The following is a 24555-nucleotide window of genomic DNA, read 5'->3' on the forward strand; positions in this document are numbered from 1 at the left end:
CTCGTGCCCAGCCACGGGCTTGCCGTATCGAATATCGATGTTATCGTTTTTCGACAACATCGATATTCGACATGGGGGCGGCTGATGAGTACACCGACGTTCACGGCGCGGAAGTACACCTTCATCCAGATTGCACTGTGGCTCACGCTCGTCATGGTCCCGGGCGTGACCCTCGGTCAGCACATATCGGACTGGTTCGAGCACAGCTGGTTGTCGTGGACCTTCGACACCGGTCGCATGAGGGTCCTGCCAGCTTCAGCTGCCGCACCCGGAGCAGACGCTCAGCTGAGCTGGGGCGGCCAGGTCCACATGAACCTTCACAATCCGTCGGCGAGCGACCGGTTGACGGCGATGCTGCCGTCTGCTGCGGTGTCGGCGCTGGTCATGACGGCCAGCGCAGTCCTGCTGCGGCTGGTCGATGCCGCCCAGCGGGGTCGCCCGTTCGCGCCGGCGAGCGTCGGTGGGATCAGGTTGCTCGGGGCGCTGGCGGTCGTCGGCGGCGTCGTCGTGCCCCTAGCCAACGGCTATGCGGACAGCCGACTGGCCGACCGTGCGCTCGCCGAGCCAATCGGCTTCGAGGCACACTTTCCCTTCGCCTGGTTCGTGGCTGCCGGACTGCTGTTCGCGCTGGCCGAGGTCTTCCGTGTCGGCAACCGGCTCGAGGCCGAGGTCGAAGGGCTGGTCTGATGCCGGTCGAAGAACCACACCGCGTCGTGTGCCGCCTCGACGAACTGCTGGCCGAACGTGGGATGAGCGTTACCGCCTTGGCCGAGACGATTGGTGTCACCAACGTCAACCTGAGCGTGTTGAAGAACCAGCGGGCGAAGGCGATCCGGTTCTCCACATTGACCGCGATCTGTGAGGCGCTGGATTGCCAGCCAGGTGACCTCTTCGTCGTCGGCGATCGGACCTGACTGACTCAGCGAGAGACCAGCGTACGGCGTGGCGCGACGACGTACCGAGTGGGCAGGGCGGCGGTCGAGCGCAGGTGGATGTTCTGGAGCAGGCCGACGGCGAGCAGGCTGGCGAACAGCGACGACCCGCCGTACGACACGAACGGGAGGGGTACGCCGGTCACCGGCATGATGCCCAGGCACATGCCGATGTTCTGGAACGCCTGGAAGCCGAACCAGCAGGCGATGCCGGCCGCGGCCACCCGGCCGAAGGTGTCGTCGGTGTGCGCGGCGATCGCCAGCGCCCGCCAGATCACCACGCCAAGGAGCGCAATCAGGACGGCTCCCCCGATCAGGCCGAGCTCCTCGCCGGCGACGGTGAAGACGAAGTCGGTGTGCTGCTCGGGCACGAAGCCAGCCCGGGTCTGCGAGCCGTCGAAGAGACCCTGACCGAACAGGCCGCCGTTGCCGACCGCGATCCGGGCCTGCTCGACGTTGTAGCCCGCGCCGCGTGGGTCGAGGGTCGGGTCGGTGAAGGCGAGGAACCGGTCCAGCTGGTAGTCCTTCAGCAGCCCGAGCCGCACCACCGCGACGGCGCCCGCGACACCGGCGACCACCAGCCCGGCGAGCCAGGCCCGGGCCACGCCCGCGATCGCGAGCGCGCCGAAGACGGTCGCGGCGAGTACCAGCATGGTGCCGAGGTCCGGCTGCAGCAGGATGAGTACGGCGGGGATGCCGGCGATCACCAGCATGCCGATCACGTCGACGCTCCCCACGTGGGTGCGGGACGCGCCCTCGGCGCGCTCGGCCACCAATAGCGCCATCCCGATCACGACCGCGAGCTTGGCGAACTCCGACGGCTGGGTGGACAGCCCGCCGAGCATCAGCCACGAGCGGGACCCGTTGACCGAGGTGCCCATCACCAGCACCAGCACCAGCCCGAGCACCGACGCCAAGTAGACCAGCGGCGCCACGATCCGGACCCAGCGATGGTCGGTAGCCAGCACCATCACCAGCAACACCAGGCCGATGGCGATGTTGACCAGCTCTTTCTTGAGGTACGCCGCGGGGTCGCCGAGGTTGAGGTCGTCGCGGTGGATGGTGGCCGACCAGATCAGCACCGCGCCGAACAGCAGGAGCGCGACCACGGCCGTCATCAGCAGCCAGTCCAGGCCCGGCACACGCAGGCCCGAGCGGGTCGGCCGCGGCTTCATCGGCGGGCTCCGGGCGGAGGCGGCAGGATGCCGCCGTCGGACTCGAACGTCGGCAGCGCGGCGGGCGGGACGGTGCCGGGGATCGCGGCCCGCGCCGGCAGCACCCGGTCGCCCTGCACGCCGTACAGCGCCTCCCAGATCTTGCGCACCGCGGGCCCGGACGTGCCGGAGCCGGTGCCGCCCTGGGACACCATCATCACGACCACGTAGTCCTCGGTGTACGACGCCACCCACGACGTCGACTGCTTGCCGTAGACCTCGGCCGAGCCGGTCTTGGACCGGATCCGGACGTCGTCGAGCGGGAAGCCGCCCATCCGCCACGCCATGGTCCCGACCCGGGTGACGTTCTGCAGCGCGCCGTCGATGTAGTCGCGGACGCCGCGCGGCAGGTCCAGCCGGCCGTTCGGCTTCGGCTCGATCTCGCGGACCAGCCGGCCGCTCGGGCTGACGACCGCCTTGCCGATCCGCGGGGCGTAGAGGGTGCCGCCGTTGGCGATCGCGCCGTACGCGCGGGCCAGCTGGAGCGGGGTGACGATGGTGTCGCCCTGGCCGATCGCGAAGTTCACCGCGTCACCCGCCCGGTAGTAGTTGCCCTCGAGGCAGAATTCGTGGGCGAAGAGCTCCAGGAAGCCGCCGCTGTCCTTCTCGTCCTCGTCGATCTTGCAGTAGTAGTCCTTCATCGACTCGTAGTAGGACTGCTTCCAGTGCCGGTCGGCGATCCGGCCGCTCGCCTCGCCGGGCAGGTCGACACCGGTCTCGCGGCCGAAGCCGAACTCCTTCGCCTCAGCCACGAGCGGGTCGCGCGCATCGATGTCGGCGGGGTCGGAGCCGAACCGCTGCCAATAGTCGAGCCCGACCCGGTAGAAGAAGGTGTTGCAGGAGACCTCGAGCGCCTTGTCGAAGCCGATGTAGCCGTAGGCGCCGGACTCGTAGTTCTTGAACGCGCGGTTGCCGACCTGCAGCGCCGAGGAGCAGTCCAGCCGGGTGTCGGTGCCGTAGCCGTTGGTGAGCGCGCCCGCGGTCATGAACGGCTTCCAGGTCGAGCCCGGCGCGTACTGCCCCTGCGTGGCCCGCGAGAGCAGCGGCGTCCCGGCCTTCTCGGAGTAGAGCCGCGCCAGCTGCTTCTTGCTGACGCCACCGGCCCAGAGGTTGGGGTCGTACGACGGCTGGCTGGCCATCGCCACGATCCGGCCGGTCTTGGCCTCCAGCACCACGGCCGCCCCGGCGTCGGCGACGTAGTTGCGCTCGGTGACCTCGTCGAAGGTCTTGCGGGCGGTCTGGATGGTTCGCCAGAGCTGCTGCTCCACCACCGACTGCACCCTGGCGTCGATGGTGGTGACGAGCGTGTCGCCAGGGCGGGATCGCGCCGTACTGTCGTCACCGAGCACCCGGCCCATCGAGTCGACCGCGACCCGGCGGTAGCCCGGCATCCCGCGCAGCCAGCGGTCGTACTGCTTCTCCACGCCGGCCCGGCCGACCGACGAGGCGCCGTTGACCGAGGCGTCGTCCGCCTTCTTGGCGGCGTCGAACTCATCCTCGGTGATCGGGCTGAGGTAGCCGAGCAGGTGCGCGGCGTTGACGCCGTACGGCTCGGGGTAGGCGCGCACGCTCTGCTTCTCCGCGAGCACCGACGGGTAGTCCTCCGGCTGCTCCAGGATCCGCAGCGCGACCTTCTCCGGGACGTCGGTGGCGACCGGGACGGGCTGGTACGGCGAGCCGTTCCAGCAGGTGCCGGCGATCGCGGCGGCGTCGCCGCAGACGTGCAGGCGGTCTTCAATCTCTCGCTGGGTCGTCTGGGTCAAGGCAGCGACGCGGCCCAAGACCGTCTGCTGCTCGGCGTCGGTCAGCTTGCCGAGGACGGTGCGGTCGACGGCGATGACGTGGGAGGTGCGGTTGGCGACCAGCGGCCGGCCCATCGCGTCCACGATCAGCCCGCGGTGCGGCTGGACCACGATGTCGCGGACCGACTGCGCCGCGGCCTTCGCCTGGTAGGCCTCGCCACCGTGCACCTGCACCACCCACAGCCGCGCGAACAGTGTCGCGAACAGCGACAGCACCAGTGCCTGCAGAACGATCAGCCGCAGCCGGCCGATCCGGGTCGCGTTCCGGGCCGCCGGACGGCGCGCGGCCATTACGCGACCGCCACCCGCTGCGGCGGCCACAACCGGCCGAAGACGGCCATCACCAGCGGCAGCACGAGCGGGGTGAGCAGCACGTCCCACACGACCGCGATCAGGATCACCTGGAGCATCTGGCCGACCGAGGCGCCGACATCGTCGAGCAGCAGCCCGGAGAGGGCGAAGACCGAGGTGCCAATGAACGACGACGCGGCCACCGCGATCACCACGGCGGTGGCGCCGGGCCGGCCCCCGGCACCGGTGTCCGTGCTGATGTCCGAGCGGATCCGGCCGGCGACGTACCCGACGACGACCAGGGCCAGCGCCCAGCGGCCGGCGATGTGGTCGGCCGGCGGCGCCAGGTCCACGAACAGGCCGGCCGCGAAGCCGAGCACCGCAGCGAACTCCGGGCCGCGGGTCAGCGCGGCGGCGACCACCACCAGCAGCGCCAGGTTGGGGACCACGCCCTCCCAGGCGAAGTGTGGGAACAGGCTCACCTGCAGTACGACGGCCACGCTCACCATCGCCAGCGCGAGTACGGCGCGCAGTGCCGTCATCGGGCGATCACCGGACTCCCCCGTCGGCGCGGACCAGCGAGCGGTCGCCCTCGGTGTCGTCCGGGACCACAACGCCGACCACGTCGAGTGCGCTGAAGTCGACGTACGGCTCGATCACCGCGCGCTTGGCGGTCTCACGCGGGCTGCTGTACACCTCGGTCACCCGGCCGATCGGGATCCGCTCGACGTACGGCGCGCCGCCCTCGCTCCCCCAGCTCACAACCGCGTCGCCCTCGCTCGGGGTGACCGCGTGGTCGACCAGTTCGAGGTCGAGGCGGCCGGCCTCGCCGACCTCGCCCCGGCCACGCAGGAAGCCCAGCTCGCGGCTGACGCCGATCCGGCCGCCGACCACCGACTCGCCGTCCAGGATCAGCAGCACGGTCGCGGTCGTGCGAGTGGCGCGGATGACCCGGCCGACCAGGCCGTCGCTGCACAGCACGGTCTGGTCCGGGCGGACGCCGGCGTCGGTGCCGGCGTCGATGGTGACGGTGCGCTTGAAGGACTGGCTGGGGCCGAGCGCGATCACCCGGGCGGGTGCGAGCGCGTAGCCCCACGTCGTGGCGGCCCGGGTCAGGCCCTCCAACTGCTCCAGCCGGGAGCGGTCGAACCCGGAGGCGGCGACCTTGCTGCGGAGGTCGGCGTTCTCCTGCTCCAGCCGGTCCACCTCGTCGCGCAGCGAGTCGCGGCTGCGGAACAGCTCAGACAGGCCGGCGAACGGGCGGACGCCGCTCGCGGTGGCCGACTCGACGGGTCCGAGAGCCTCGCCCATCACCCGTCGGGCCGGCTCGACCGGAGACGACTGCCCGCCGCGGTAGTCGAGTGCCATCAAGACAGCGCAGGCCAGCAGCAGCGCGGCGAGCACCGACAGCCGCGGACGTCGTACGCCGTCCCGGCGCTCTCGGTCGAGGCCGCTTCTCCGCAGGCCCATCAGAACCGCCGGGGCTCGGACACGAGCACCTGCTGCAGTGCCTCGAACTCCTCCACGCACTTGCCGGCGCCGAGCGCGACCGAGGTGAGCGGGTCCTCGGCGACGTGGACCGGCATCCCGGTCTCGTGTCGCAGCCGCTCGTCGAGGCCGCGCAACAGGGCGCCGCCGCCGGTGAGCACGATCCCGCGGTCCATGATGTCGCCGGCCAGCTCGGGGGGCGTCTGGTCAAGGGTGGTGCGGACCGCGTCGAGGATGTTGTGGAGCGGCTCCTCCAGCGCCTGCCGCACCTCCGCACTGGACACCAGCACCGTCCGCGGCAGCCCGGACACCATGTCCCGGCCGCGGATCTCGGCCTCCGGCTCCTTCGGCAGCGGGAACGCCGAGCCGAGGGTCATCTTGATCTCCTCGGCGGTGCGCTCCCCCAGCATCAGGGAGTACTCCTTCTTCATCCACCCGATGATCGCCTGGTCCAGGTCGTCGCCGGCGGTCCTGATCGACAGGCTGGTGACGATGCCGCCGAGGGAGATCACCGCGACCTCCGTCGTACCGCCGCCGACGTCGACCACCATGTTCCCGGTCGCCTCGTGGACCGGCAGCCCGGCGCCGATCGCGGCGGCCATCGGCTCCTCGACGATGTAGACCCGGCGCGCGCCGGCCTGGTAGCCGGCCTCCTTGACCGCTCGCTGCTCAACAGCGGTGATCCCGCTCGGCACGCACACGACCAGCCGCGGCTTGGCGAAGTAGCGGCGCCGGTGGACCTGCTGGATGAAGAACCGCAGCATCTGCTCGGTCGCCTCGAAGTCGGCGATCACGCCGTCCTTGAGCGGCCGGATCGCGGCGATGGTGTCGGGCGTGCGCCCGATCATCCGCTTCGCCTCGTGGCCGACGGCGAGGATCTCGCCGGTGCTGGTGTTGAGGGCGACCACCGACGGCTCGTCGAGCAGCACGCCCTTGCCGCGGACATAGACCAGCGTGTTGGCAGTGCCGAGATCCACGGCCATGTCGCGGCCGATGAAGCTGTTCGCCATGTCGTGATGCCTCGCAACGTGGTCGCCGGTCGGGACTGTGTCGTTTTGGGGGTAGGGGTACGCCGCAACGCACGGACCCAGATCGAGCCTAAAAGCGGACATGCGCCTTTCCCGGGAGCCACGCCGGGCAGGCCGGGCTGGGGCCTCGGAGCCGTCCGGACAGTGGTGCTTCCCACGGCGAGGGGCAGCGGATACGTTGCAGCCATGTCCGACGTTGACGAGATCCTCTCCAGCCTCCCCATCGACAAGATCGCCGCACAGATCGGCGAGGACCCGGAAGCGGTGGAGGACGCGGCGGCCGCCGCCGTACCTGCTCTGCTCGGCGGCCTCGACGCGAACGCCGGCGACCCGGCCGGCGCCGCCTCGCTCCTCGAGGCGATCGGCCAGCACGCCGACAAGTCCATCGACCCGTCCGACGTCGACGCCGCCGACGGCGAGAAGGCCGCCGCGCACATCTTCGGCGGCAACCAGGAGCAGGTGGTCAACCAGCTCGCCGGCACCGGCGTGAGCAGCACGCTGGTCAAGAAGCTGCTGCCGATCCTGGCGCCGATCGTGCTGTCCTGGCTGGCCAAGCGGGTCCTCGGCGGTAAGGGCGGGGCTGCCGCACCGAGCGCTGACGGCGGCGGCCTCGGCGGGATCCTGGGCGAGGTGCTGAAGGGCGCGGTGCAGGGCGGCGGCGGTGGCCGCGGGTCGGTGCCCAACGCCGGCTCGATCATCAGCGACGTCCTCGGAGGCCTGCTCGGCGGCGGCCGGCGCTGAGCGGCATCCAGATTTCCGCCGTACCAACTAGGTAAAGCCAGTTCACAACGCTTGACCTGTGGGCGGGGCGGCATGAGGCTGGGGCATCCCTGCCCCGAGATTGGGAGGCCCCCAAAGATGAGAGCCCTCACGGTCCCGCTCACAGCGCTTGCGCTGGCTGGCGGCATGCTCCTTGCCAGCCCGCCCGCAGCGCCGAACGCAACCGCCGCACCACCCGATAACAAGGATCTCGACGTGTACGTCGTCGAGGCCGCCCCAGACCAGCTCGGATCTCTGGCCGACGCCGGCATCGATGTCACCCACATCGCCCAGCACAGCGCCGGCGCCGGCAAGGTCGTCTTCGACGCGGTGACCACCGCCTCACAGGCCGACAAGCTGCGCGACGCCGGCCTGGACGTCGACCTGAAGAAGATCGACGGCAAGACCGTCGCCCAGCTGTCGCGGGCCCAGAACCTCGAGGGCCACGCCGTCTACCGCCCCTACAGCGGTGAGGGCAACATCGCCGACGAGCTGCGCCAGATCGCGGCCGAGAACCCGCGGATCACGAAGCTGGTCTCGATCGGCAAGAGCGTCCACGGCCAGGACATCCTGGCCATCAAGGTCACCAAGGACGCCCGCCAGGTCAAGGACGGCAAGCGCCCATCGGTGCTGTACGGCTCCGCCCAGCACGCGCGCGAGTGGATCACCCCGGAGATGACCCGGCGACTGCTGCACAAGTTCATCGATGACTACGGCACAAGCGCCGAGATCACCCGGCTCGTGAACACCACCGAGCTGTGGTTCCTCCCCGTGTCCAACCCGGACGGCTACGACTACACCTTCACCACCGGTAACGACGACGCGCGGATGTGGCGCAAGAACCTGCGCGACAACAACAACAACGGCACGGTCGAGGCCGGCGACGGCGTGGACCCGAACCGGAACTTCGCCACCAAGTGGGGCTGGGACAACGAGGGCTCCTCGACCGACCCGGCCAGCGAGACCTACCGCGGCACCGGCCCGGCTTCGGAGCCCGAGACCAAGGCGCTGAGCAGGCTCTTCGACCGGATCGGCTTCGAGTTCTACATCAACTACCACTCGGCCGCCGAGCTCCTGCTCTACGGCATCGGCTGGCAGGTCAGCACCCCGTCGCCGGACGACGAGATCTACAAGGCGCTGGCCGGTACCGACGACAACTCCGCGGTGCCCGGCTACGACCCGGACATCTCCGCCGAGCTCTACACGACCAACGGCGACACCGACACCCACGCGACCGTCGCCGCCGGCACCCTCGGCTTCACCCCGGAGATGACCACCTGCCAGGTGGTCTCCGACTCGATCCCGGACGACGAGTGGGAGGCCGAGGACTGCGGCAGCGGCTTCCACTTCCCGGACGACGAGGAGCTGATCCAGGCCGAGTTCGCCAAGAACATCCCGTTCGCGCTGTCGGTCGCCAAGTCGGCCCACGACCCGGACGACCCGGTCTCCTCGATCGGGCTGAAGGCGCCGGACATGGTCTCCGACCCGTTCAACGTCTCGCACGGCCGCACCCAGCCGGTCGCAGTGACCGCGAAGCGGGCTCTGCGCAACATCACGCTGAACTACCAGATCAACGGCGGCAAGGTGCGCACCGAGCAGGCGCGGGTCTGGCACGGTGGCGAGCGGTACGGCAAGACCCACGACGACTACTACGCCGAGTTCCGCGCCAAGGTGCGCAACACCAAGGCCGGTGACTCGGTCAAGGTGTGGTTCACGGGCAGGAAGAGCGGCAAGCCGGTGAAGACCGAGCCGTTCACCTACCAGGTGGCCAGCGACATCGGAGGCGACGTACTCATCCTCGCGGCCGAGGACGTCACCGGCATCAGCCCGGCGCAGGGAGTCACGTCGGCGAAGTACGCCGACGACTTCGCCACCGCGCTCCAGGACGCCGGCTACACCTCCGACGTGTACGACGTGGACGCCAACGGGCGGGTCGCACCGCACCACCTCGGCGTACTCAGCCACTACGACGCGATCGTGTGGGAGTCGGGCGACGACATCATCACCCGCGCTGTGGGACAGGTCCCCGGTACCGCCGACGACCTCGCCCTGCAGCTGGAGCTGACCGTCCGCGACTACCTCAACGAGGGCGGCAAGGCGCTGGTGACCGGCAAGTACAACCAGTTCGCGCAGTCCCAGGAGGTGTACGACTACAACCCGTTCGCCGCGGAAGGTCAGCCGGAGTGCACCACGCCGGACACCTACCCGTGCCTGCCGCTGCTGAACGACTTCCATCAGTACTGGCTCGGCGCGCACACCTATGTGAGTGACGGCGGCACCGGCGAGACCGGGCCGTTCCCGATCACCGGGCGGGCGGACGGTCCGTTCGCCGGCTTCTCGAGCACCTTCAACGGTGGCGACTCGGCGGACAACCAGGACCACACCGCGTCGCTGATCGCCACGTCGAGCCTGCTGCCGCCTGCGGAGTTCCCGCAGTTCCGGAGCTCGGCACCGACCAGCTGGGACCGGCCGGGCGCGGCGCCGTACGACCCGCACACCGGCGCCTGGGCGATCTTCAGCCAGTGGGCGGACCAGAGCTGGAAGCGGCTCACCCGCACCGTCGACCTGACCGGGAAGACGAGCGGCGAGCTGCAGTTCTGGACGTCGTACGACACCGAGACCGACTGGGACTACCTGACGGTCGAGGCGCGGACGGTCGGCCAAGAGGACTGGACCACGCTCCCCGACGCCAACGGCCACACGGCCCAAGGCACCGGTGAGTCGTGCGCCAGCGGCTGGCGTGACATCCACCCGCACGTCAGCCACTACCAGGGCGCCGACTGCTCGCCGACCGGCACCACCGGCGCGTGGCACGCCGCCACCGGCAACAGCGCGGGCTGGCAGGACTGGAAGATCGACCTGACGGCGTACGCCGGCAAGCAGGTCGAGATCTCGATCAGCTACGTCAGCGACTGGAGCACCCAGAAGCTCGGCGTGTTCATCGATGACGCGAAGGTGCTGGCCGACGGCGCGGTCGTCGACGAGACGTCGTTCGAGGACGGTCTCGGTGCCTGGACCACGCCCGGACCGCCGGCCGGATCCAGGGTGACCAACACCTTCATCCGGGCCCAGCAGGCGTTCGAGGAAGGCTCGACCACGGTCACCAACGACACCGTGTACACCGGCTTCGGCGCCGAGGGCCTGACCACCGCCGCGCAGCGAGAGGAGTTCGTCCGCAAGGCCATGGCTCACCTGCTCGACTAACCGCTGACCGGGCACAAATGGTCTGAGAAACACGCTGACCGGGCACTTCTGGCGACAGAAGTGCCCGGTCAGCGCATTCCAGGAACCATTCCTGCCCGGTCGGCGATGAGCGCCTATGATCCCCGACATGCCTTCACAGGACTCGACCGCCGGCCAGGACTACACCGACCGGCTGCGCGGGCTCGAGCAACCCATGTGGAAGCGGGTCCTGGACGTACAGCGGCCGTACCGCTGGAACCTGCGGCGCCTGTTCGGCGACCGTGAGGTGCTCGACATCGGTTGCGGGCTCGGCCGCTGCCTCGCCCATCTGGCGCCTCGCGGGGTCGGCGTCGACCACAACCCGCACTCGATCGCCGAGTGCCGCGAGCGCGGGATGACGGCGTATACGACGACCGAGTTCCCGGACAGCGAGCACGCCGTGCCCGGGCGGTACGGCGGCATGCTCGCCGCGCACCTGGTCGAGCACATGCCGCACGCCCAGGCCGTCGAGATCCTGACCGGCTATCTCGACTACCTCGCGCCCGACGCCCGGCTGGTGCTGATCTGCCCGCAGGAGGCCGGCTACAAGAGCGACGCCACCCATGTGGAGTACGCCGACCTCGACGCGCTCACCGACGTCGCCGGACAGCTGGGCTTCACGCCGGTCAAGCGTTCCTCGTTCCCGCTCCCCCGGCCCGCCGGGAAGGTGTTCAAGTACAACGAGTTCGTGCTGGTCGCCGACAGGTCCTGAGCCCGGACGTGAACTCCATCGGGGGCATCGGGCAACAACGGGTGTGAACGACGACAACGAGATTGTGGGCAGGTCGTGGGGCGATCCCCCGGCCTTCGCCGGACTGTTCGACCGCTACGCCACCACCATCCACCGCTACGCCGCCAGGCGAGCGGGCACCGCCGTCGCCGACGACGTCGTGGCGGAGACCTTCCTGGTGGCCTTCGAGCGGCGTCGTGCCTACGACCTCGCCGTACCCAACGCCCGGCCCTGGCTCTTCGGCATTGCCTCCAACCTCCTCGGCCGGCACGCCCGGCAGGAGGCGCGGCAGTGGCGGGCCTACGCGCGGCACCCCCGGACCGAGTCCGGTGACGACCACGAGGAACGCACGGTGGCCCGGCTCGACGCCGAGGCCGCCCGCGCCGACCTCGCCCGGTTGCTGGCCGAGCTCGACCCGGCCGACCGCGACGTACTCCTGCTCTACGCGTGGGCAGAGCTGCCCTACGACGAGATCGCCACGGCCGTCGGCATTCCGGTCGGCACCGTCCGTTCCAAGCTGCACCGTCTCCGCCGGCGCCTGAGACAGCAGCTCGACCTACCACTCGACGAACTGACGGAGGAGAACAGTCATGGATGAGTTGACCCTGGTCCGCGAGATCGGCGCGGATACCCCCGAACCCGAGACGCTGGCCCTGCGCCGCGCCCGCAAGCAGTTGCTGACGGCGTCCGAGCGCGAGCAACGGCCCCGAGTACGCCGCCCGCTGATCCGCGTCGCAGCAGCCGCGGCTGCCGTGGCACTGGTCGCCGGCGGCGTCGTCGTCGGCGAGACGTTCTGGCGCGACGGCAGCCACCGGGTGGTGGCCTCGGCCGACGCCGTCGACGTACTCGACCGGGCGGCTAAGGCCGAGCTCGCCCAGAACGACCCTGTCGTCGGCCCGGACAAGTACCTCAAGGTGGCCTTCAAGGAGCAGTACCTCGGCGAGGGAGAAGGCGCCGACGGCAACCGCGCCGCGTGGCTCGAGGAGGGCAGGCAGACGCTGTATGTTCCTGGCGACCCCGACCGGGACTGGGTGCTGGAGCTGACCGCGCGGCGGATCGTCGATGTGTACATCGGCGATCCCGTGCCGAGCACCGGCTCCGGCGAGACACTGCGCGCCCGCGACGGGGCGTTCTACCACCCGCTCGGTGAGGACTGGGGCAGCCCGAGCCCGGACTTCCTGGACTCGCTTCCGCGGGACCGGGACGAGTTGCGCGACCGGCTGTACGACGACAGCGCCGGCGGCGGTCAGTCCGTGGACGGCGAGGCCCTTGTCTACATCGCGGACCTGCTGCGCAGCGGCCGGGTGCCAGCCGACCTGCGGGTCGCGCTGTTCGAGGTCGCCAAGACGATTCCCGGGGTGACGGTGACCGATGACGCAGTGGTCCTCGACGGTCGGCGCGGAGTGGCGATTGGCCGCACCGAGGGCGAGAACGGTGTCCGCACCGAGCTCGTCTTCGACCGACAGTCCGGGCTGCTCATCGGCGAGCGGGGGGTCACCACCACCGACCGCTTCCTGCCGGTCGGCACGGTCACCACCTCGACGGCGGTCTCCGCATCCGTCGTCGACGAGGCGCCGTAGCGGCTAGGCCTAGAGCTCGGGAAACCACAGCTTGATCTCACGGGCCGCGGACTCGGGTGAGTCGGAGCCATGGACCAGGTTCTCGCGGTTGGAGATCGAGAGGTCGCCCCGGATCGAGCCCGGGGCGGCCTTCCGGCCGTCGGTGGCGCCGTTGAGCGCGCGCACGATCTCGACTGCCTCGTCACCCTCGAGTACGGCGGCGACCAGCGGGCCGCTGGTCACGAAGTCCCGCAGCGGCGGGTAGAAGTCGCGCTCGACGTGCTCGTAGTAGTGCTCGTCGGCGACGGCCGCGTCGATGGTGCGCTGCTCGAGCGCGACGATCGTGAGCCCCTTGGACTCGTACCGCGACAAGATGTTGCCGACCAGGCCGCGGCGGACGGCGTCGGGCTTGAAGAGAACCAGGGTGCGCTGCGTCATGCCGCGCAGCCTACAAGCCGCGCGCTCCCCACTCGGCGGCACAGTCGTCGACCTCGGCCGGGACCGGTCCGACTGCCTGCTCGTCCGGGATCGGGCTGTCGGCGACGGTGTGCAGCGGGATGTGGCCGGCCCAGCCGCCGGCGGCGTAGTCCTCGGGCTCGTCGACGGGACCCCCGGCGCGAGCCTTCACCGACGCCTCGTACAGCGGTACGGCGACGATCGCGGTCGCGGCGAGCTCCTTGCGGGTGTGCGGCCGCAGGGTCGAGGCGCGGCCGGGGATCATGTGGTCGATCACCAGGTCGAGCGCGTGCCGCTTCTCCGTGTCGTCGGTGACCAGCCGCGCCGTACCCAGGATCACCGCGGAGCGGTAGTTCATCGAGTGGTGGAACGCCGACCGGGCGGCGACCAGGCCGTCCAGCACGGTCAGGGTCACGCAGACCGTCACCTCGGACGACCGGGTCAGGATCCGGGAGGCGACCGAGCCGTGCACGTAGAGCGAGCCACCGGCGTCCGGGCCGTCCGGGTCGTAGCCGAAGGCGGTCGGCAGCACGAGCGGGTGCCCGACATCGACGCCGAGGTGACAGATCAGGGCGGTGTCGAGCACGTCGTACAGCGCGGCTCGCTCACTCACCACCCGCTCCTTTCCACGGGTCACCGTGGTCCGGGCGGTCGGCGACAGCGGCGGGTCATAGGTGGAGGTCGTGGCTACGGCGGTCATGTCTAAGATCGTGACCGAGGATTGGCCTGGAGTCCCGGTCCAATCATGCGCAATCTGAACAGGACACTTCGTTGGCGACGCCCGCACCCCTGCCTCTCGTGGTACGCCGCGGCGCGGGGACCCCGCTGCCCGCGCAGCTCGCCGCGCAGGTGCGCGAGCTGGTCACCCGCGGCACGCTGTCCAGCGGCACCCGGCTGCCCAGCTCCCGCGCGCTGGCCGCGGACCTCGGCGTCTCGAGGGCGGTCGCCGAGCAGGCCTACGAGCAGCTGCTCGCCGAGGGCTGGCTGGAGGCACGCCGCGGGTCCGGCACGTTCGTCGCCGCCGTCTCGCCGGCCGGTCGCCCGCACCCGCGACCGACGCCGCGGCCGGCCGCCTCCGCCGAGCCCGTGATCCGGCTCGGCACCGGCACGCCCTGGATCGACCCGCGCCAGCAGGCCGGCTGGCGCCGAGCCTGGCGCGACGTCGCCCACGCCGACCCGCCGACCGGCTATCCGGACCCGGCCGGGCTGCCCGAGGTGCGGGCGGCGATCGCGGCGTACGTCGCACGGACCCGAGGGCTGGACTGCGGGCCGGACGAGGTGCTGGTGACGCTCGGCACCGGCGACGGGCTCCGGCACCTGCTCCCCACGCTGCCGCCCGGCGCCGTCGCCTTCGAGGACCCCGGCTACCGGGCGGCGGTCGCCGCCTGCGAGTTCGCCGGACGCCGGGTGCACGACCTCCCCGTCGACGCCGAGGGCGCCTCGGTCGAGGCGCTGGCCGCGATGCCGGACGACGTCCGCGCCGTCTACGTCACCCCCGCTCACCAGCACCCCACCGGTATCACCATGTCCGCGGGCCGCCGGCTGGCGCTGCTCGAGGAGGTGCGGCGCCGCAACGCGTGCGTGGTCGAGGACGACTACGACTCGGAGTTCCGGTACGACGTGGCGCCGCTGCCCGCGCTCGCCACCCTCGACCCGGAGCGGGTGGTCCACCTCGGCACCGCCTCGAAGTCGGTCTCCCCCGGGCTGCGGCTGGGCTGGCTGGTCGCCGACAGCGGCCTGGTGGCCGAGATCGCCGAGCGCCGCGACCTCGCCCACGACGTACCCTCCTGGCCGGCGCAGCGGGCCTGGCTGTCGATGCTGCGCGACGGCCACGTCGACAAGCTGGTGCGCTCCGCGCGCCGGGTGTACGCCGCCCGCGCGGGCCTCGTGGTGGCCGCCCTGTCGCCGTACGGACAGATCGGCCAGCCGGTCGCCGGCATGTACCTCACCCTGGCCCTGCCCGGCGACGTCGTCGAGGCCGTGACCCGCGACTGCCTGGCCGCCGGCTTCGACGTACCGTCCCTGGCCGAGACGACCCGCAGCTCCCCCCGGACCGGCCTGGTGGTCGGCTTCGGCGGAGTCAGCGATGAGGAGCTCGCCCGTGCGCTCGACGTACTGACGACCGCGCTGACGACGGCCCTGGCCCGGCACACCTAGGCTGTCCGCACGACCCACCACGGAGGAGACCGCGACCGGCTTCCTCGACGAGGTCGACGACGGCGACGCCGCCAAGGCGTGCGAGTACGTCGCCACCCCGGACGGCGAGCCCGTCGACGAGGGCAGTGACGAGGCGGACGCGTGCGAGCAGAGCATCGAGGACCTGCTCAACCAGGCCGCCCAGCACTCGCTGGACGCGTGGCTGGACTCCGACACCGAGGTCACCGAGAAGGGTGCTGAGGCGACGGTGGAGTTCACCGGCGCCGACGGCAGCGTCGGGCTGACCAAGATCGACGACAAGTGGTATGTCGTCGACACCAGCCTCTACCCGGAGGCGCTCGCCCCGTCGTCATAGGCGGCGTACGCCGCGGCCCGCTCGCGCTCGATCTTCTTGCCGAGGAAGTACGCCGAGCCCCAGAGGATCGCGAAGATGGTGCCGAGCACGAACATCATCGGCACCAGGAAGCCGAGCGCGATCGCGGCGACCTGAATCGCCCAGCCGAGCCAGTAGGCCCACTCCGCGCGCAGCAGGCCGGACACCACGATGCACAGCACGCACAGCCCGACGCCGATCACCAGCGCCCGGCCGAGCGGTACGTCGCCGAGGGTGACCATGCCGGGCGTGGTGAGGCCGAGCACGATCGCCTCGAGGAACAGGATCGCCGCGCACATGCCGCGGCGCGGCGAGCGCTGCGGCGGCTGGGACGACGGTGCGGCCTCCTCGCTCACGACCGGCCCTTCAGCATCGCGCGGGCCTCGCCCACGGTGACCACCGAGCCGGTGACCAGCACCGCGCCGGAGCCGAGGGATGCCGAGTCGTCGGCCTCGGCGAGCGCCGCCGCCTGCTCGATGGCGTCGGCGAGCCGCGGCACGACCGTGACCCGGTCCTCGCCGAAGATCTCCCTCGCGGTCGCCGCCAGTGTGGTCGCCGGCAGCGCTCGCTCGGTGGCGTTCTGGGTGCAGACGACGTGGGCGAGGTAGGGCTCGAACTCGGCGAGCAGGCCGTCGGCGTCCTTGTCGGCCATCACTCCGATCACGCCGATCAGCGGGTCGAACGTGAAGGAGTCCTCCAGGGCGGCGGCGGCCGCGGCGGCGCCGTGCGGGTTGTGGGCGGCGTCGAGCAGGATCGTCGGGCTCCGCCGGATGATCTCCAGCCGGCCCGGCGAGGTGACCTCGGCGAACGCGGTCCGGACCAGCTCGTCGTCGAGCGCAGTGTCGCCGAGGAACGCCTCGACCGCGGCCAGCGCCACCGCGGCGTTCTGGGCCTGGTGGGCGCCGTACAACGGCAGGAAGACCTCGTCGTACCGCGCCCGCAGTCCCTGCAGGGAGACCAGCTGGCCGCCGACCGCTGGGGTCCGCGACACCACGCCGAACTCCTGGCCCTCGCGGGCCACGGTCGCGCCCACCTCTGCGGCACGCGTCTGCACCACCTCGGCGACGTCGGTCTGCTGCTGGGCGAGCACCAGCGTCGCGCCCTCCTTGATGATGCCGGCCTTCTCCTGGGCGATGCCGGCCGGCTGGTCGCCGAGGTACTTCGCGTGGTCGACCGCGATCGGCAGCACCACCGCCACCTGGGCATCGACGACGTTGGTCGCGTCCCACGACCCGCCGAGCCCGACCTCGACCACGGCCACGTCGACCGGGGCGTCTGCGAACGCGGCGTACGCCATCCCCACGATCGTCTCGAAGAACGACAGCGGGTGTGCCTCCTGCTCGTCGACCAGGTGCGTGTACGCCGCCACGTCGTTGAACGCGCGCACGAACTCCTCGTCGGTCAGCGGCTCGCCGTCGATGGAGATCCGCTCGCTCATCCGCTCGACGTGCGGGCTGGTGAAGCGACCGGTACGCAGGTCCAGCGCGCGCAGCAGCGTGTCGATCATTCGCGAGGTCGAGGTCTTGCCGTTGGTGCCCGTGAGGTGGATGACCGGATAAGCGGTCTGCGGGTCACCGAGCAGCTCGGTGAAGGCGCGGATCCGGTCCAGCGACGGCTCCAGCCTGGTCTCGGGCCAGCGGGACAGCAGCGCGTCCTCGACTTCGGCGTACGTCTCGGCGGGCCGCGCCTGCGGATTCAGCTCAGTCATCTCGCCCCGAAGTCTAGGCCGCAGTCACTCGATCACGACCTCGACGGTGTCGACGACCGGCCGGTAGCCGAGGGCGTGGTAGATCGCGTTCGAGGTCGGGTTGGCCTGGTCGGTGAAGAGGATCGGTCGCGCGCCCTCGTCGAGGATCAGCTGCGAGATCGCGGCGACCGCGCTGCTCGCGTAGCCGTGACCGCGATGCTCCTTCGGCGTGTAGACGGGGCCGATCCGGGCCGCACCGAAGCTCGGCGAGTTGGCGGCGGTGAGGTGGACCCGCTCGCCGCTCTCATCCAGCCACAGCCAGATCCGGCCGGCCTCGATCCGGCGCCGGACGTCATCGACCGGCGGGTGGTGCGGCTCCCCCGCGTCCCGCCCGGCCTGCTCGTCGGCCTCGATCCGGAACCGCTCGAACCACTCGGCCACCAGGTCGAGATCCTCGATGGTCGCGGGCCGCAGGGTCCCGCGCGCCGGCCGTGCCGGCGCCGTCAGCTCGCGCAGCTCGTGCAGCCGCATGTGTACGTCGATCTGCGCGGCGCCCCCGCCCAGCCTCGCCAGCTCACCGGCCACCAGCTCCGCGGCCGGCCGGAAGCCGTTGATCGCCGTCGGCCGCTCGCCGCGCTCGTGGATGACCCGCGCCAGCTCACGGGCGGCCTCCTCCGGCATCGCCTGGACCAGCATCGGATACGGCGCGAACGGCGCCGTCCGCATCGCGACGCCGACGATCGCACCGGCCTCGTCGCGCGCCGCGGCGTACCAGTGCGAGATCTCGGGATCACGCTCGACTCCGGCCGCGGTCTCCGCGGCGGTCCGCTCTGCGACGGTGGCGATGACGGTGTTCACGATCGGCTCGCGCGCGAGGTAGCCACCAGCGACCGCCAAGAACTCGGCGGGCTCGGTCCAGAACTCCCAGGTGTACGCCATTCCCGCAGGTTAGGGGCCACTTGGCGGAGCCGCACCCGCATTTAGCACGGCGCGCCCCCTAACTGAGTGTCGGTCTGGGATCACTGATCTCTAAGATCACCCCTATGAATGAGAACGCACCGAGCCCCGCCGAGGGCACCGAGCAGTCCGACCCGACGACCGCCGAACCGCGCGCGGTCGTCGTACCGGACAAGCCGGCGCTCGAAGGGCTCGAGGCGAAGTGGCTGGAGACCTGGAAGGCCGACGACACCTACGCCTTCGACCGCAGCCAGCCGCGCGAGAACGTCTACTCCATCGACACCCCGCCGCCGACGGTTAGCGGCAGCCTGCACGTCGGCCACGTCTTCTCCTACACCCACACCGACCTAATCGCGCGCTACCAGCGGATGCGCGGCAAGGCCGTGTTCTACCCGATGGGCTGGGACGACAACGGGCTCCCGACCGAGCGCCGGGTCCAGAACTACTACGGCGTGCGCTGCGACCCGTCGCTGCCGTACGACGCCGACTTCACCCCGCCCGATCAGAGCACATTGAAGGGCAAGGACGCCAAGAAGCAGATCCCGATCAGCCGGCCCAACTTCGTCGAGCTCTGCGAGGAGCTCGTGGTCCAGGACGAGAAGGTCTTCGAGTCGGTCTGGCGCACGCTCGGCCTCTCGGTGGACTGGACCGACACCTACACCACCATCGGCCCGAAGGCGCAGGTCGTGAGCCAGCGCGCGTTCCTGCGCAACTTCGCCCGCGGCGAGGCCTACCTCCAGGAGGCACCCACGCTGTGGGACGTCACCTTCCAGACCGCGGTCGCCCAGGCCGAGCTGGAGGCGCGCGAGACCACCGGCGCCTATCATCGGGTCGCCTTCCATCGCGCCGATGGCAGCCCGATCCACATCGAGACCACCCGCCCGGAGCTGATCCCGGCGGTGGTCGCGCTGATCGCGCACCCCGACGACGAGCGGTACGCCGAGCTGTTCGGCTCGACGGTCACCTCGCCGGTGTTCGGAGTCGAGATCCCGGTCCTCCCCCACCCCGCGGCCGAGCCCGACAAGGGCGCCGGCATCGCGATGTGCTGCACCTTCGGCGACCTGACCGACGTCCAGTGGTGGCGCGAGCTGGCGCTGCCGGTCCGCACCGTGATCGGCCGCGACGGCCGCTTCCACCGGGAGACGCCGGACTGGCTGACCCACAGCGACGCCGCCGCCGCGGCGTACACCGAGCTCGCGGGCAAGACCGTGTTCTCCGCCCGCGAGGCGATGGTGGCCAAGCTCCGCGAGTCCGGTGACCTCGACGGCGACCCGCAGCCGACCCAGCGGATGACGAACTTCTACGAGAAGGGCGACAAGCCGCTGGAGATCGTCGCGACCCGCCAGTGGTACATCAAGAACGGCGGCCGCGACACGGCCCTCCGCGACGAGCTGGTCGCCGAGGGCGAGCACATCACGTGGCTGCCGCCGCACATGAAGCACCGCTACGAGAACTGGGTGGGCGGCCTCAACGGCGACTGGCTGGTCTCCCGCCAGCGGTTCTTCGGCATCCCGTTCCCGGTCTGGTACCCGCTGGACGGCGACGGCGAGCCCGACTACGACCACCCGCTGCTACCGACCGAGGCCGAGCTGCCTATCGACCCGTCGACGGACGCGCCGCGCGGCTATGAGGAGAGCCAGCGTGGCAAGGCCGGCGGATTCCTCGGCGACCCCGACGTGATGGACACCTGGGCGACGTCCTCGCTGACGCCGCAGATCGCGGGCGGCTGGGGTTCCGACGACGACCTGTTCGAGCGGGTCTTTCCGATGGACCTGTGCACGCAGGCCCACGACATCATCCGCACCTGGCTGTTCTCCCGCGTGGTCCGCGCCCACCACGAGCAGGGCGTGGTGCCGTGGTCACACGCGCTGATCTCCGGCTTCGTGATGGACCCGGACCGCAAGAAGATGTCGAAGTCCAAGGGCAACGTGGTCGTCCCGACCGAGATCCTGGACAAGTTCGGCTCGGACGCGGTCCGCTGGCGCGCCGCGATGGCCCGGCCAGGTCTGGACTCACCGTTCGACGAGAGCCAGATGAAGGTCGGCCGCCGGCTGGCGATGAAGGTCCTGAACGCGTCGAGGTTCGTGCTCGGCTCGGTCGGCGCGACCAACCCGTCGCCGACCGCGGTCACCGCGCCGCTCGACTGCGCGCTGATCGGCCGACTCGAGGAGGTCATCCGCAGGACGACCGAGGCGTTCGACGACTACGACTACACCACCGCGCTGGAGACGGTCGAGAAGTTCTTCTGGGAGTTCTGCGACGACTACCTCGAGCTGGTGAAGGAGCGGGCGTACGGCGGGCCCGGCGACGCCGAGGACGCGACCGGCAGCATCGCCACCGAGTCGGCCAAGGCCGCACTCGCGGTGGCCCTGCACGTCCAGCTCCGGCTGCTGGCGCCGTTCCTGCCCTACGTCACCGAAGAGGTCTGGTCGTGGTGGCGTGAGGGCTCCATCCACCTCACCACCTGGCCGGCGCCCACCGACCTCGGCAGTGCCGCGGCCGCGGACGGCTCGATGATCGACGCCGTCGGGAGCGCCCTGGCGGGCATCCGCGGCGCGAAGTCGCAGGCCAAGGTCTCGATGCGTGCGGAGCTGTCTCGGGTGGAGATCTCGGGTCCGGCGGCGCTGGTGGCGGCGGCCGAACAGGCAGCCGATGACCTGCGCGCCACCGGCAAGATCACCGGCGACCTGGTCTTCACCGTCGTCGAGGACGCGGAAGACGGCGAGCTGACGGTTGCCGCCACCCTCGCCGAGTCGGACTGAGCAGGCGAGCGACGAGCTAAGCCCGGATCCAGCGATGGGCGTCGTTCGCTGCGCGTCACCAGGCGGGTGTGATGGCAAGGCGGCGAAGCGAAGGCGGGCCGGAGGCCCGTCGAGTCTTTGCCAACGCAGCCAGCGCGCCCGCATGGTGGCGCGCAGCAGGCGCCCATCGGTGGATCCGGGCTAGGGCAGCGGGGCGACCGGGTCGGTCGCGGCCGGTGGCTCCGTGCTGGTGCGGGTGTCGGCGGTGTCGCCGCTGTCACCGCCGTCCGACGGGTCGACCGGCATCGGGAAGCTCGGGTCGTCGCTCGGGCACGGGTCCTCGGTAGGCGTCGGGCTGGAGCTGTAGTCCGGGTCAGACGGTCGCTGCGCGTGCGGCTCATCGACGTCGGTCGTGTCGTCGGTGGACGGCGTCGGGCCGTCGGTCTCGGTCTCGCAGTCGCCCGGACGCCCGGGAGTCGGCCGGCCGGGACCCGCCGAGCCAGTGTCGCTCGGGTCGGTCGACGGCGAGCCGGAGTCGCTGCCGGGATCGCTCGGGTCGTCGCTCGGGTCGTCGCTCGGGTCGTCGCCGGGCCCGTCGCCGGGGTCGTCGGAGGACGGCGAGTCGGACGGGTCGTCGGAGGAGTCGTCATCCGGCGAGTTCGACTCGCCGGGGAAGCTCGGGTCATTGGGGCTGGGGTCCTGGGAGTTCGGCATCCCGTCCCCGTCGTTGTCCCCCGGCTTGCCGACGGGCAATCCGTCGGACGATTCGTCGTCCGACTCGCTACCGCCGCCGCTGGGATCCGGTACCGCCCCTGGGTTGGGGTTGACCACCTGGCCGTTGTTGGCCATCGACGTCTGGTCGTTGCCGGATCGGCCGAAGCCCGAGTTGCTGATGATCAGCCCACAAATGAGCGCGACCAGCAGGAACGCATAGAGCGGCCGCTTGTGGTCGGCAGACACGAAACTACTCCTCCGAGACAGTCAGGCACATGACATGAACACTGAAGTATTCTCCTGAGTCGATCATTCTGCCTCGGTGCCGCACATCAAATGGCCCGAACGAACTATCCCGTCGTGGTCCGTTCACGCAGAAGTCGGACAGATGGGCATCAAAGCCCTAGGCCTTCTCAGGCACCCTTCAGGCGGACTTCTTCTTCTTGGCCTCGGTCTCGCGCGGGATCAGCGTCGGCGCCACGTTGTCGGCGACGACCTCGCCGGTGACCACGACCTTGCCGATGTCGCCGCGGGACGGGACGTCGTACATCACGTGGAGGAGCACCTCCTCGATGATCGCCCGCAGCCCGCGGGCGCCGGTGCCCCGCTCCATCGCCTTGTCGGCGATCGCCTGCACGGCGTCCTTGGAGAACTCCAGCTCGACCCCGTCGAGCTCGAAGAGCTTCTGGTACTGCTTCACCAGCGCGTTGCGCGGCTCGGTGAGGATCTGCACCAGGCTGTCGTTGTCGAGCTTGTTCACGCTGGCGATCAGCGGCAGCCGGCCGATGAACTCCGGGATCAGGCCGAACTTGGTGAGGTCCTCGGGACGGACCTGGGCCAGCAGGTCCTCGGCCTCGCGCTCGGCGGCGCCGCGCACCTCGGCGGTGAAGCCCAGGGTCTTCTTGCCGACCCGCTGCTCCACGATGTGCTCGAGGCCGGCGAACGCGCCACCGACGATGAACAGGATGTTGGTGGTGTCGATCTGGATGAACTCCTGGTGCGGGTGCTTGCGGCCACCCTGCGGCGGGACCGAGGCGCTGGTCCCCTCCAGGATCTTCAGCAGCGCCTGCTGCACGCCCTCACCGGAGACATCGCGGGTGATCGACGGGTTCTCGGCCTTGCGGGCCACCTTGTCGATCTCGTCGATGTAGATGATGCCGGTCTCGGCCTTCTTGACGTCGTAGTCGGCCGCCTGGATCAGCTTGAGCAGGATGTTCTCGACGTCCTCGCCGACGTACCCGGCCTCGGTCAGCGCGGTGGCGTCGGCAATCGCGAACGGCACGTTCAGCATCCGGGCCAGCGTCTGCGCCAGGTAGGTCTTGCCGCAGCCGGTCGGGCCGATCACCAGGATGTTGGACTTGGCCACCTCGACCGCGTCCTCCTTGGCGTGCTTGCCGCTGCCACCGACGGTGGACTGCAGCCCGGCCTGGACCCGCTTGTAGTGGTTGTAGACCGCGACCGCGAGCGACTTCTTCGCCTGTTCCTGGCCGATCACGTACGAGTTGAGGAACTCGAAGATCTCCTTCGGCTTGGGCAGCTCGTCGAGGCTGACCTCGCTGCCTTCGCTGAGCTCCTCCTCGATGATCTCGTTGCAGAGATCGATGCACTCGTCGCAGATGTAGACACCGGGCCCGGCGATCAGCTTCTTGACCTGCTTCTGGCTCTTTCCACAGAAGGAGCACTTCAACAGGTCGCCTCCGTCACCAATGCGTGCCACGGGCGCCTCAGTCCTCTAGTCCGGCCGACGTCAGTTCGTCAGCGTACGTGCGTTGAAACCCTTCGACGGTACCCCGAGCCGGCCCCAAGTGGAGCCGGGACACGGGAACCGACATGTCAGACACCGGCCGGAACACCCTTGCGGGACTCCAGAACGGCGTCGATCAGGCCATACTCGACCGCCTGCTCGGCGGTCAGGATCTTGTCGCGCTCGATGTCGCGGCTGACTTCCTCGATGCCCTTGCCGCTGTGCTCGGAGATCATCTTCTCCAGCAACTCGCGCATCCGCAGGATCTCGTTCGCCTGGATCTCGATGTCCGAGGTCTGGCCGAAGGTGCCCTCGGTGTAGGGCTGGTGGATCAGGATCCGGCTGTTGGGCAGCGCCAGCCGCTTGCCGGAGGTACCGGCCGCCAGCAGGATCGCCGCGGCGGACGCCGCCTGGCCCAGGCACACGGTCTGCACGTCGGGCTTGATGAAGCGCATCGTGTCGTAGATCGCGGTCAGCGCGGTGAAGGAGCCGCCCGGCGAGTTGATGTAGATGTTGATGTCGCGGTCCGGGTCCATCGACTCCAGGCAGAGCAGCTGGGCCATGATCGCGTTGGCGACGTCGTCGCTGATCGGCGTACCGAGGAAGATGATGCGGTCCTCGAAGAGCTTGGCGTAGGGGTCGATCCGGCGGAAGCCGTACGACGTACGCTCCTCCCACTGCGGGATGTAGTAGTTCATCGT

General features: G+C 70.3%; 22 protein-coding genes. 9 read left to right on the forward strand and 13 right to left on the reverse strand.

Annotation, left to right across the window (positions count from 1 at the left end):
• Window positions 1-3 precede the first annotated feature (3 nt).
• Window positions 4-687 carry a DUF2975 domain-containing protein gene (locus tag DDV73_RS06855; RefSeq protein ID WP_154402641.1) on the forward strand — a complete coding sequence of 228 codons (684 nt, stop codon included), beginning with the start codon at window positions 4-6 and terminating at the stop codon, window positions 685-687.
• Window positions 687-914 carry a helix-turn-helix domain-containing protein gene (locus DDV73_RS06860; protein ID WP_109506507.1) on the forward strand — a complete coding sequence of 76 codons (228 nt, stop codon included), beginning with the start codon at window positions 687-689 and terminating at the stop codon, window positions 912-914. Before DDV73_RS06855 ends, DDV73_RS06860 begins: the two co-directional genes overlap by 1 nt.
• A 5-nt stretch (window positions 915-919) precedes the next feature.
• Here the strand turns inward: DDV73_RS06860 and rodA are convergent, their stop codons facing one another.
• Genes rodA through DDV73_RS06885 form a run of 5 tightly spaced genes read right to left on the reverse strand, consistent with a single transcriptional unit; the run spans window position 920 to window position 6737 of the window.
• Window positions 920-2107, reverse strand: a complete 1188-nt coding sequence (rodA, locus tag DDV73_RS06865; protein ID WP_109506508.1) for a rod shape-determining protein RodA — start codon at window positions 2105-2107, stop codon at window positions 920-922.
• Window positions 2104-4239: a penicillin-binding protein 2 gene (mrdA, locus tag DDV73_RS06870; RefSeq protein ID WP_109506509.1), complete on the reverse strand. Its 2136-nt coding sequence runs from the start codon at window positions 4237-4239 to the stop codon at window positions 2104-2106. Before mrdA ends, rodA begins: the two co-directional genes overlap by 4 nt.
• Window positions 4239-4781 carry a rod shape-determining protein MreD gene (mreD, locus tag DDV73_RS06875; protein WP_109506510.1) on the reverse strand — a complete coding sequence of 181 codons (543 nt, stop codon included), beginning with the start codon at window positions 4779-4781 and terminating at the stop codon, window positions 4239-4241. The genes mrdA and mreD overlap by 1 nt, the downstream gene beginning before the upstream one ends.
• A 7-nt stretch (window positions 4782-4788) precedes the next feature.
• Window positions 4789-5709 (reverse strand): rod shape-determining protein MreC, encoded by a 921-nt coding sequence (mreC, locus tag DDV73_RS06880; protein ID WP_109506511.1) that lies wholly within the window; start codon window positions 5707-5709, stop codon window positions 4789-4791.
• The gene (locus DDV73_RS06885; protein ID WP_109506512.1) at window positions 5709-6737 is read right to left on the reverse strand and encodes a rod shape-determining protein; all 1029 of its coding nucleotides are present in this window, start codon (window positions 6735-6737) and stop codon (window positions 5709-5711) included. Before DDV73_RS06885 ends, mreC begins: the two co-directional genes overlap by 1 nt.
• Window positions 6738-6941: 204 nt before the next feature.
• Between DDV73_RS06885 and DDV73_RS06890 the strand changes: the two genes are divergently transcribed.
• The 5 genes from DDV73_RS06890 to DDV73_RS06910 all read left to right on the forward strand — a co-directional run bounded on the left by DDV73_RS06890 (window position 6942) and on the right by DDV73_RS06910 (window position 13046).
• Window positions 6942-7496 carry a DUF937 domain-containing protein gene (locus DDV73_RS06890; RefSeq protein ID WP_109506513.1) on the forward strand — a complete coding sequence of 185 codons (555 nt, stop codon included), beginning with the start codon at window positions 6942-6944 and terminating at the stop codon, window positions 7494-7496.
• 117 nt (window positions 7497-7613) lie between these two features.
• Window positions 7614-10718: a M14 family metallopeptidase gene (locus DDV73_RS06895; RefSeq protein WP_109506514.1), complete on the forward strand. Its 3105-nt coding sequence runs from the start codon at window positions 7614-7616 to the stop codon at window positions 10716-10718.
• A 127-nt stretch (window positions 10719-10845) separates the two neighbouring features.
• A complete protein-coding gene (locus DDV73_RS06900) occupies window positions 10846-11448 on the forward strand; it encodes a class I SAM-dependent methyltransferase (RefSeq protein WP_206050753.1) in 603 nt (200 codons plus the stop codon).
• Window positions 11449-11491: 43 nt separating this feature from the next.
• Window positions 11492-12064, forward strand: coding sequence for an RNA polymerase sigma factor (locus DDV73_RS06905; RefSeq protein WP_109506516.1), 573 nt, complete (start codon window positions 11492-11494; stop codon window positions 12062-12064).
• Window positions 12057-13046, forward strand: coding sequence for a CU044_5270 family protein (locus DDV73_RS06910; RefSeq protein WP_109506517.1), 990 nt, complete (start codon window positions 12057-12059; stop codon window positions 13044-13046). Before DDV73_RS06905 ends, DDV73_RS06910 begins: the two co-directional genes overlap by 8 nt.
• Window positions 13047-13055: 9 nt before the next feature.
• On the opposite strand, the gene ndk is transcribed toward DDV73_RS06910, so the two are convergent.
• Together ndk and DDV73_RS06920 are read right to left on the reverse strand one after the other, a co-directional pair.
• On the reverse strand, window positions 13056-13463 hold the full coding sequence (gene ndk / locus DDV73_RS06915; protein WP_206050754.1) for a nucleoside-diphosphate kinase: 408 nt from the start codon (window positions 13461-13463) through the stop codon (window positions 13056-13058).
• A gap of 10 nt (window positions 13464-13473) precedes the next feature.
• Window positions 13474-14181: a pyridoxamine 5'-phosphate oxidase family protein gene (locus tag DDV73_RS06920; protein WP_109506518.1), complete on the reverse strand. Its 708-nt coding sequence runs from the start codon at window positions 14179-14181 to the stop codon at window positions 13474-13476.
• Window positions 14182-14252: 71 nt separating this feature from the next.
• Between DDV73_RS06920 and pdxR the strand changes: the two genes are divergently transcribed.
• Window positions 14253-15638, forward strand: a complete 1386-nt coding sequence (gene pdxR, locus DDV73_RS06925) for a MocR-like pyridoxine biosynthesis transcription factor PdxR (RefSeq protein ID WP_109506519.1) — start codon at window positions 14253-14255, stop codon at window positions 15636-15638.
• Between the two features lie 324 nt (window positions 15639-15962).
• On the opposite strand, the gene DDV73_RS06930 is transcribed toward pdxR, so the two are convergent.
• Genes DDV73_RS06930 through DDV73_RS06940 form a run of 3 tightly spaced genes read right to left on the reverse strand, consistent with a single transcriptional unit; the run spans window position 15963 to window position 18637 of the window.
• Complete coding sequence (locus DDV73_RS06930) at window positions 15963-16367, reverse strand: DUF4233 domain-containing protein (protein WP_240617161.1); 405 nt, start codon at window positions 16365-16367, stop codon at window positions 15963-15965.
• Window positions 16364-17719, reverse strand: a complete 1356-nt coding sequence (locus DDV73_RS06935) for a bifunctional folylpolyglutamate synthase/dihydrofolate synthase (protein WP_109506520.1) — start codon at window positions 17717-17719, stop codon at window positions 16364-16366. Before DDV73_RS06935 ends, DDV73_RS06930 begins: the two co-directional genes overlap by 4 nt.
• Window positions 17720-17743: 24 nt before the next feature.
• A complete protein-coding gene (locus DDV73_RS06940; RefSeq protein ID WP_109506521.1) occupies window positions 17744-18637 on the reverse strand; it encodes a GNAT family N-acetyltransferase in 894 nt (297 codons plus the stop codon).
• A 104-nt stretch (window positions 18638-18741) separates the two neighbouring features.
• Between DDV73_RS06940 and valS the strand changes: the two genes are divergently transcribed.
• Window positions 18742-21417, forward strand: coding sequence for a valine--tRNA ligase (gene valS / locus DDV73_RS06945; protein ID WP_109506522.1), 2676 nt, complete (start codon window positions 18742-18744; stop codon window positions 21415-21417).
• Window positions 21418-21597: 180 nt separating this feature from the next.
• Here the strand turns inward: valS and DDV73_RS06950 are convergent, their stop codons facing one another.
• From DDV73_RS06950 to DDV73_RS06960, 3 genes are all read right to left on the reverse strand, one after another.
• Complete coding sequence (locus DDV73_RS06950; protein WP_109506523.1) at window positions 21598-22356, reverse strand: hypothetical protein; 759 nt, start codon at window positions 22354-22356, stop codon at window positions 21598-21600.
• 178 nt (window positions 22357-22534) lie between these two features.
• Window positions 22535-23827: an ATP-dependent Clp protease ATP-binding subunit ClpX gene (gene clpX, locus DDV73_RS06955; RefSeq protein WP_109506524.1), complete on the reverse strand. Its 1293-nt coding sequence runs from the start codon at window positions 23825-23827 to the stop codon at window positions 22535-22537.
• 116 nt (window positions 23828-23943) lie between these two features.
• A complete protein-coding gene (locus tag DDV73_RS06960) occupies window positions 23944-24552 on the reverse strand; it encodes an ATP-dependent Clp protease proteolytic subunit (RefSeq protein ID WP_109506525.1) in 609 nt (202 codons plus the stop codon).
• Between the last annotated feature and the right edge of the window lie 3 nt (window positions 24553-24555).

Origin of the sequence: Nocardioides speluncae, assembly GCF_003121585.1 — a bacterium.
GTDB lineage: Bacteria > Actinomycetota > Actinomycetes > Propionibacteriales > Nocardioidaceae > Nocardioides > Nocardioides speluncae.

Bases quoted from the DNA above. Each gene is read 5' to 3' on its own strand.
- DDV73_RS06860 (WP_109506507.1), top strand. From the start codon at position 687: ATGCCGGTCGAAGAACCACACCGCGTCGTGTGCCGCCTCGACGAACTG.
- rodA (WP_109506508.1), bottom strand. From the start codon at position 2,107: ATGAAGCCGCGGCCGACCCGCTCGGGCCTGCGTGTGCCGGGCCTGGAC.
- mrdA (WP_109506509.1), bottom strand. From the start codon at position 4,239: ATGGCCGCGCGCCGTCCGGCGGCCCGGAACGCGACCCGGATCGGCCGG.
- mreD (WP_109506510.1), bottom strand. From the start codon at position 4,781: ATGACGGCACTGCGCGCCGTACTCGCGCTGGCGATGGTGAGCGTGGCC.
- mreC (WP_109506511.1), bottom strand. From the start codon at position 5,709: ATGGGCCTGCGGAGAAGCGGCCTCGACCGAGAGCGCCGGGACGGCGTA.
- DDV73_RS06885 (WP_109506512.1), bottom strand. From the start codon at position 6,737: ATGGCGAACAGCTTCATCGGCCGCGACATGGCCGTGGATCTCGGCACT.
- DDV73_RS06890 (WP_109506513.1), top strand. From the start codon at position 6,942: ATGTCCGACGTTGACGAGATCCTCTCCAGCCTCCCCATCGACAAGATC.
- DDV73_RS06895 (WP_109506514.1), top strand. From the start codon at position 7,614: ATGAGAGCCCTCACGGTCCCGCTCACAGCGCTTGCGCTGGCTGGCGGC.
- DDV73_RS06900 (WP_206050753.1), top strand. From the start codon at position 10,846: ATGCCTTCACAGGACTCGACCGCCGGCCAGGACTACACCGACCGGCTG.
- DDV73_RS06910 (WP_109506517.1), top strand. From the start codon at position 12,057: ATGGATGAGTTGACCCTGGTCCGCGAGATCGGCGCGGATACCCCCGAA.
- ndk (WP_206050754.1), bottom strand. From the start codon at position 13,463: ATGACGCAGCGCACCCTGGTTCTCTTCAAGCCCGACGCCGTCCGCCGC.
- DDV73_RS06920 (WP_109506518.1), bottom strand. From the start codon at position 14,181: ATGACCGCCGTAGCCACGACCTCCACCTATGACCCGCCGCTGTCGCCG.
- DDV73_RS06935 (WP_109506520.1), bottom strand. From the start codon at position 17,719: ATGACTGAGCTGAATCCGCAGGCGCGGCCCGCCGAGACGTACGCCGAA.
- DDV73_RS06940 (WP_109506521.1), bottom strand. From the start codon at position 18,637: ATGGCGTACACCTGGGAGTTCTGGACCGAGCCCGCCGAGTTCTTGGCG.
- valS (WP_109506522.1), top strand. From the start codon at position 18,742: ATGAATGAGAACGCACCGAGCCCCGCCGAGGGCACCGAGCAGTCCGAC.
- DDV73_RS06960 (WP_109506525.1), bottom strand. From the start codon at position 24,552: ATGAACTACTACATCCCGCAGTGGGAGGAGCGTACGTCGTACGGCTTC.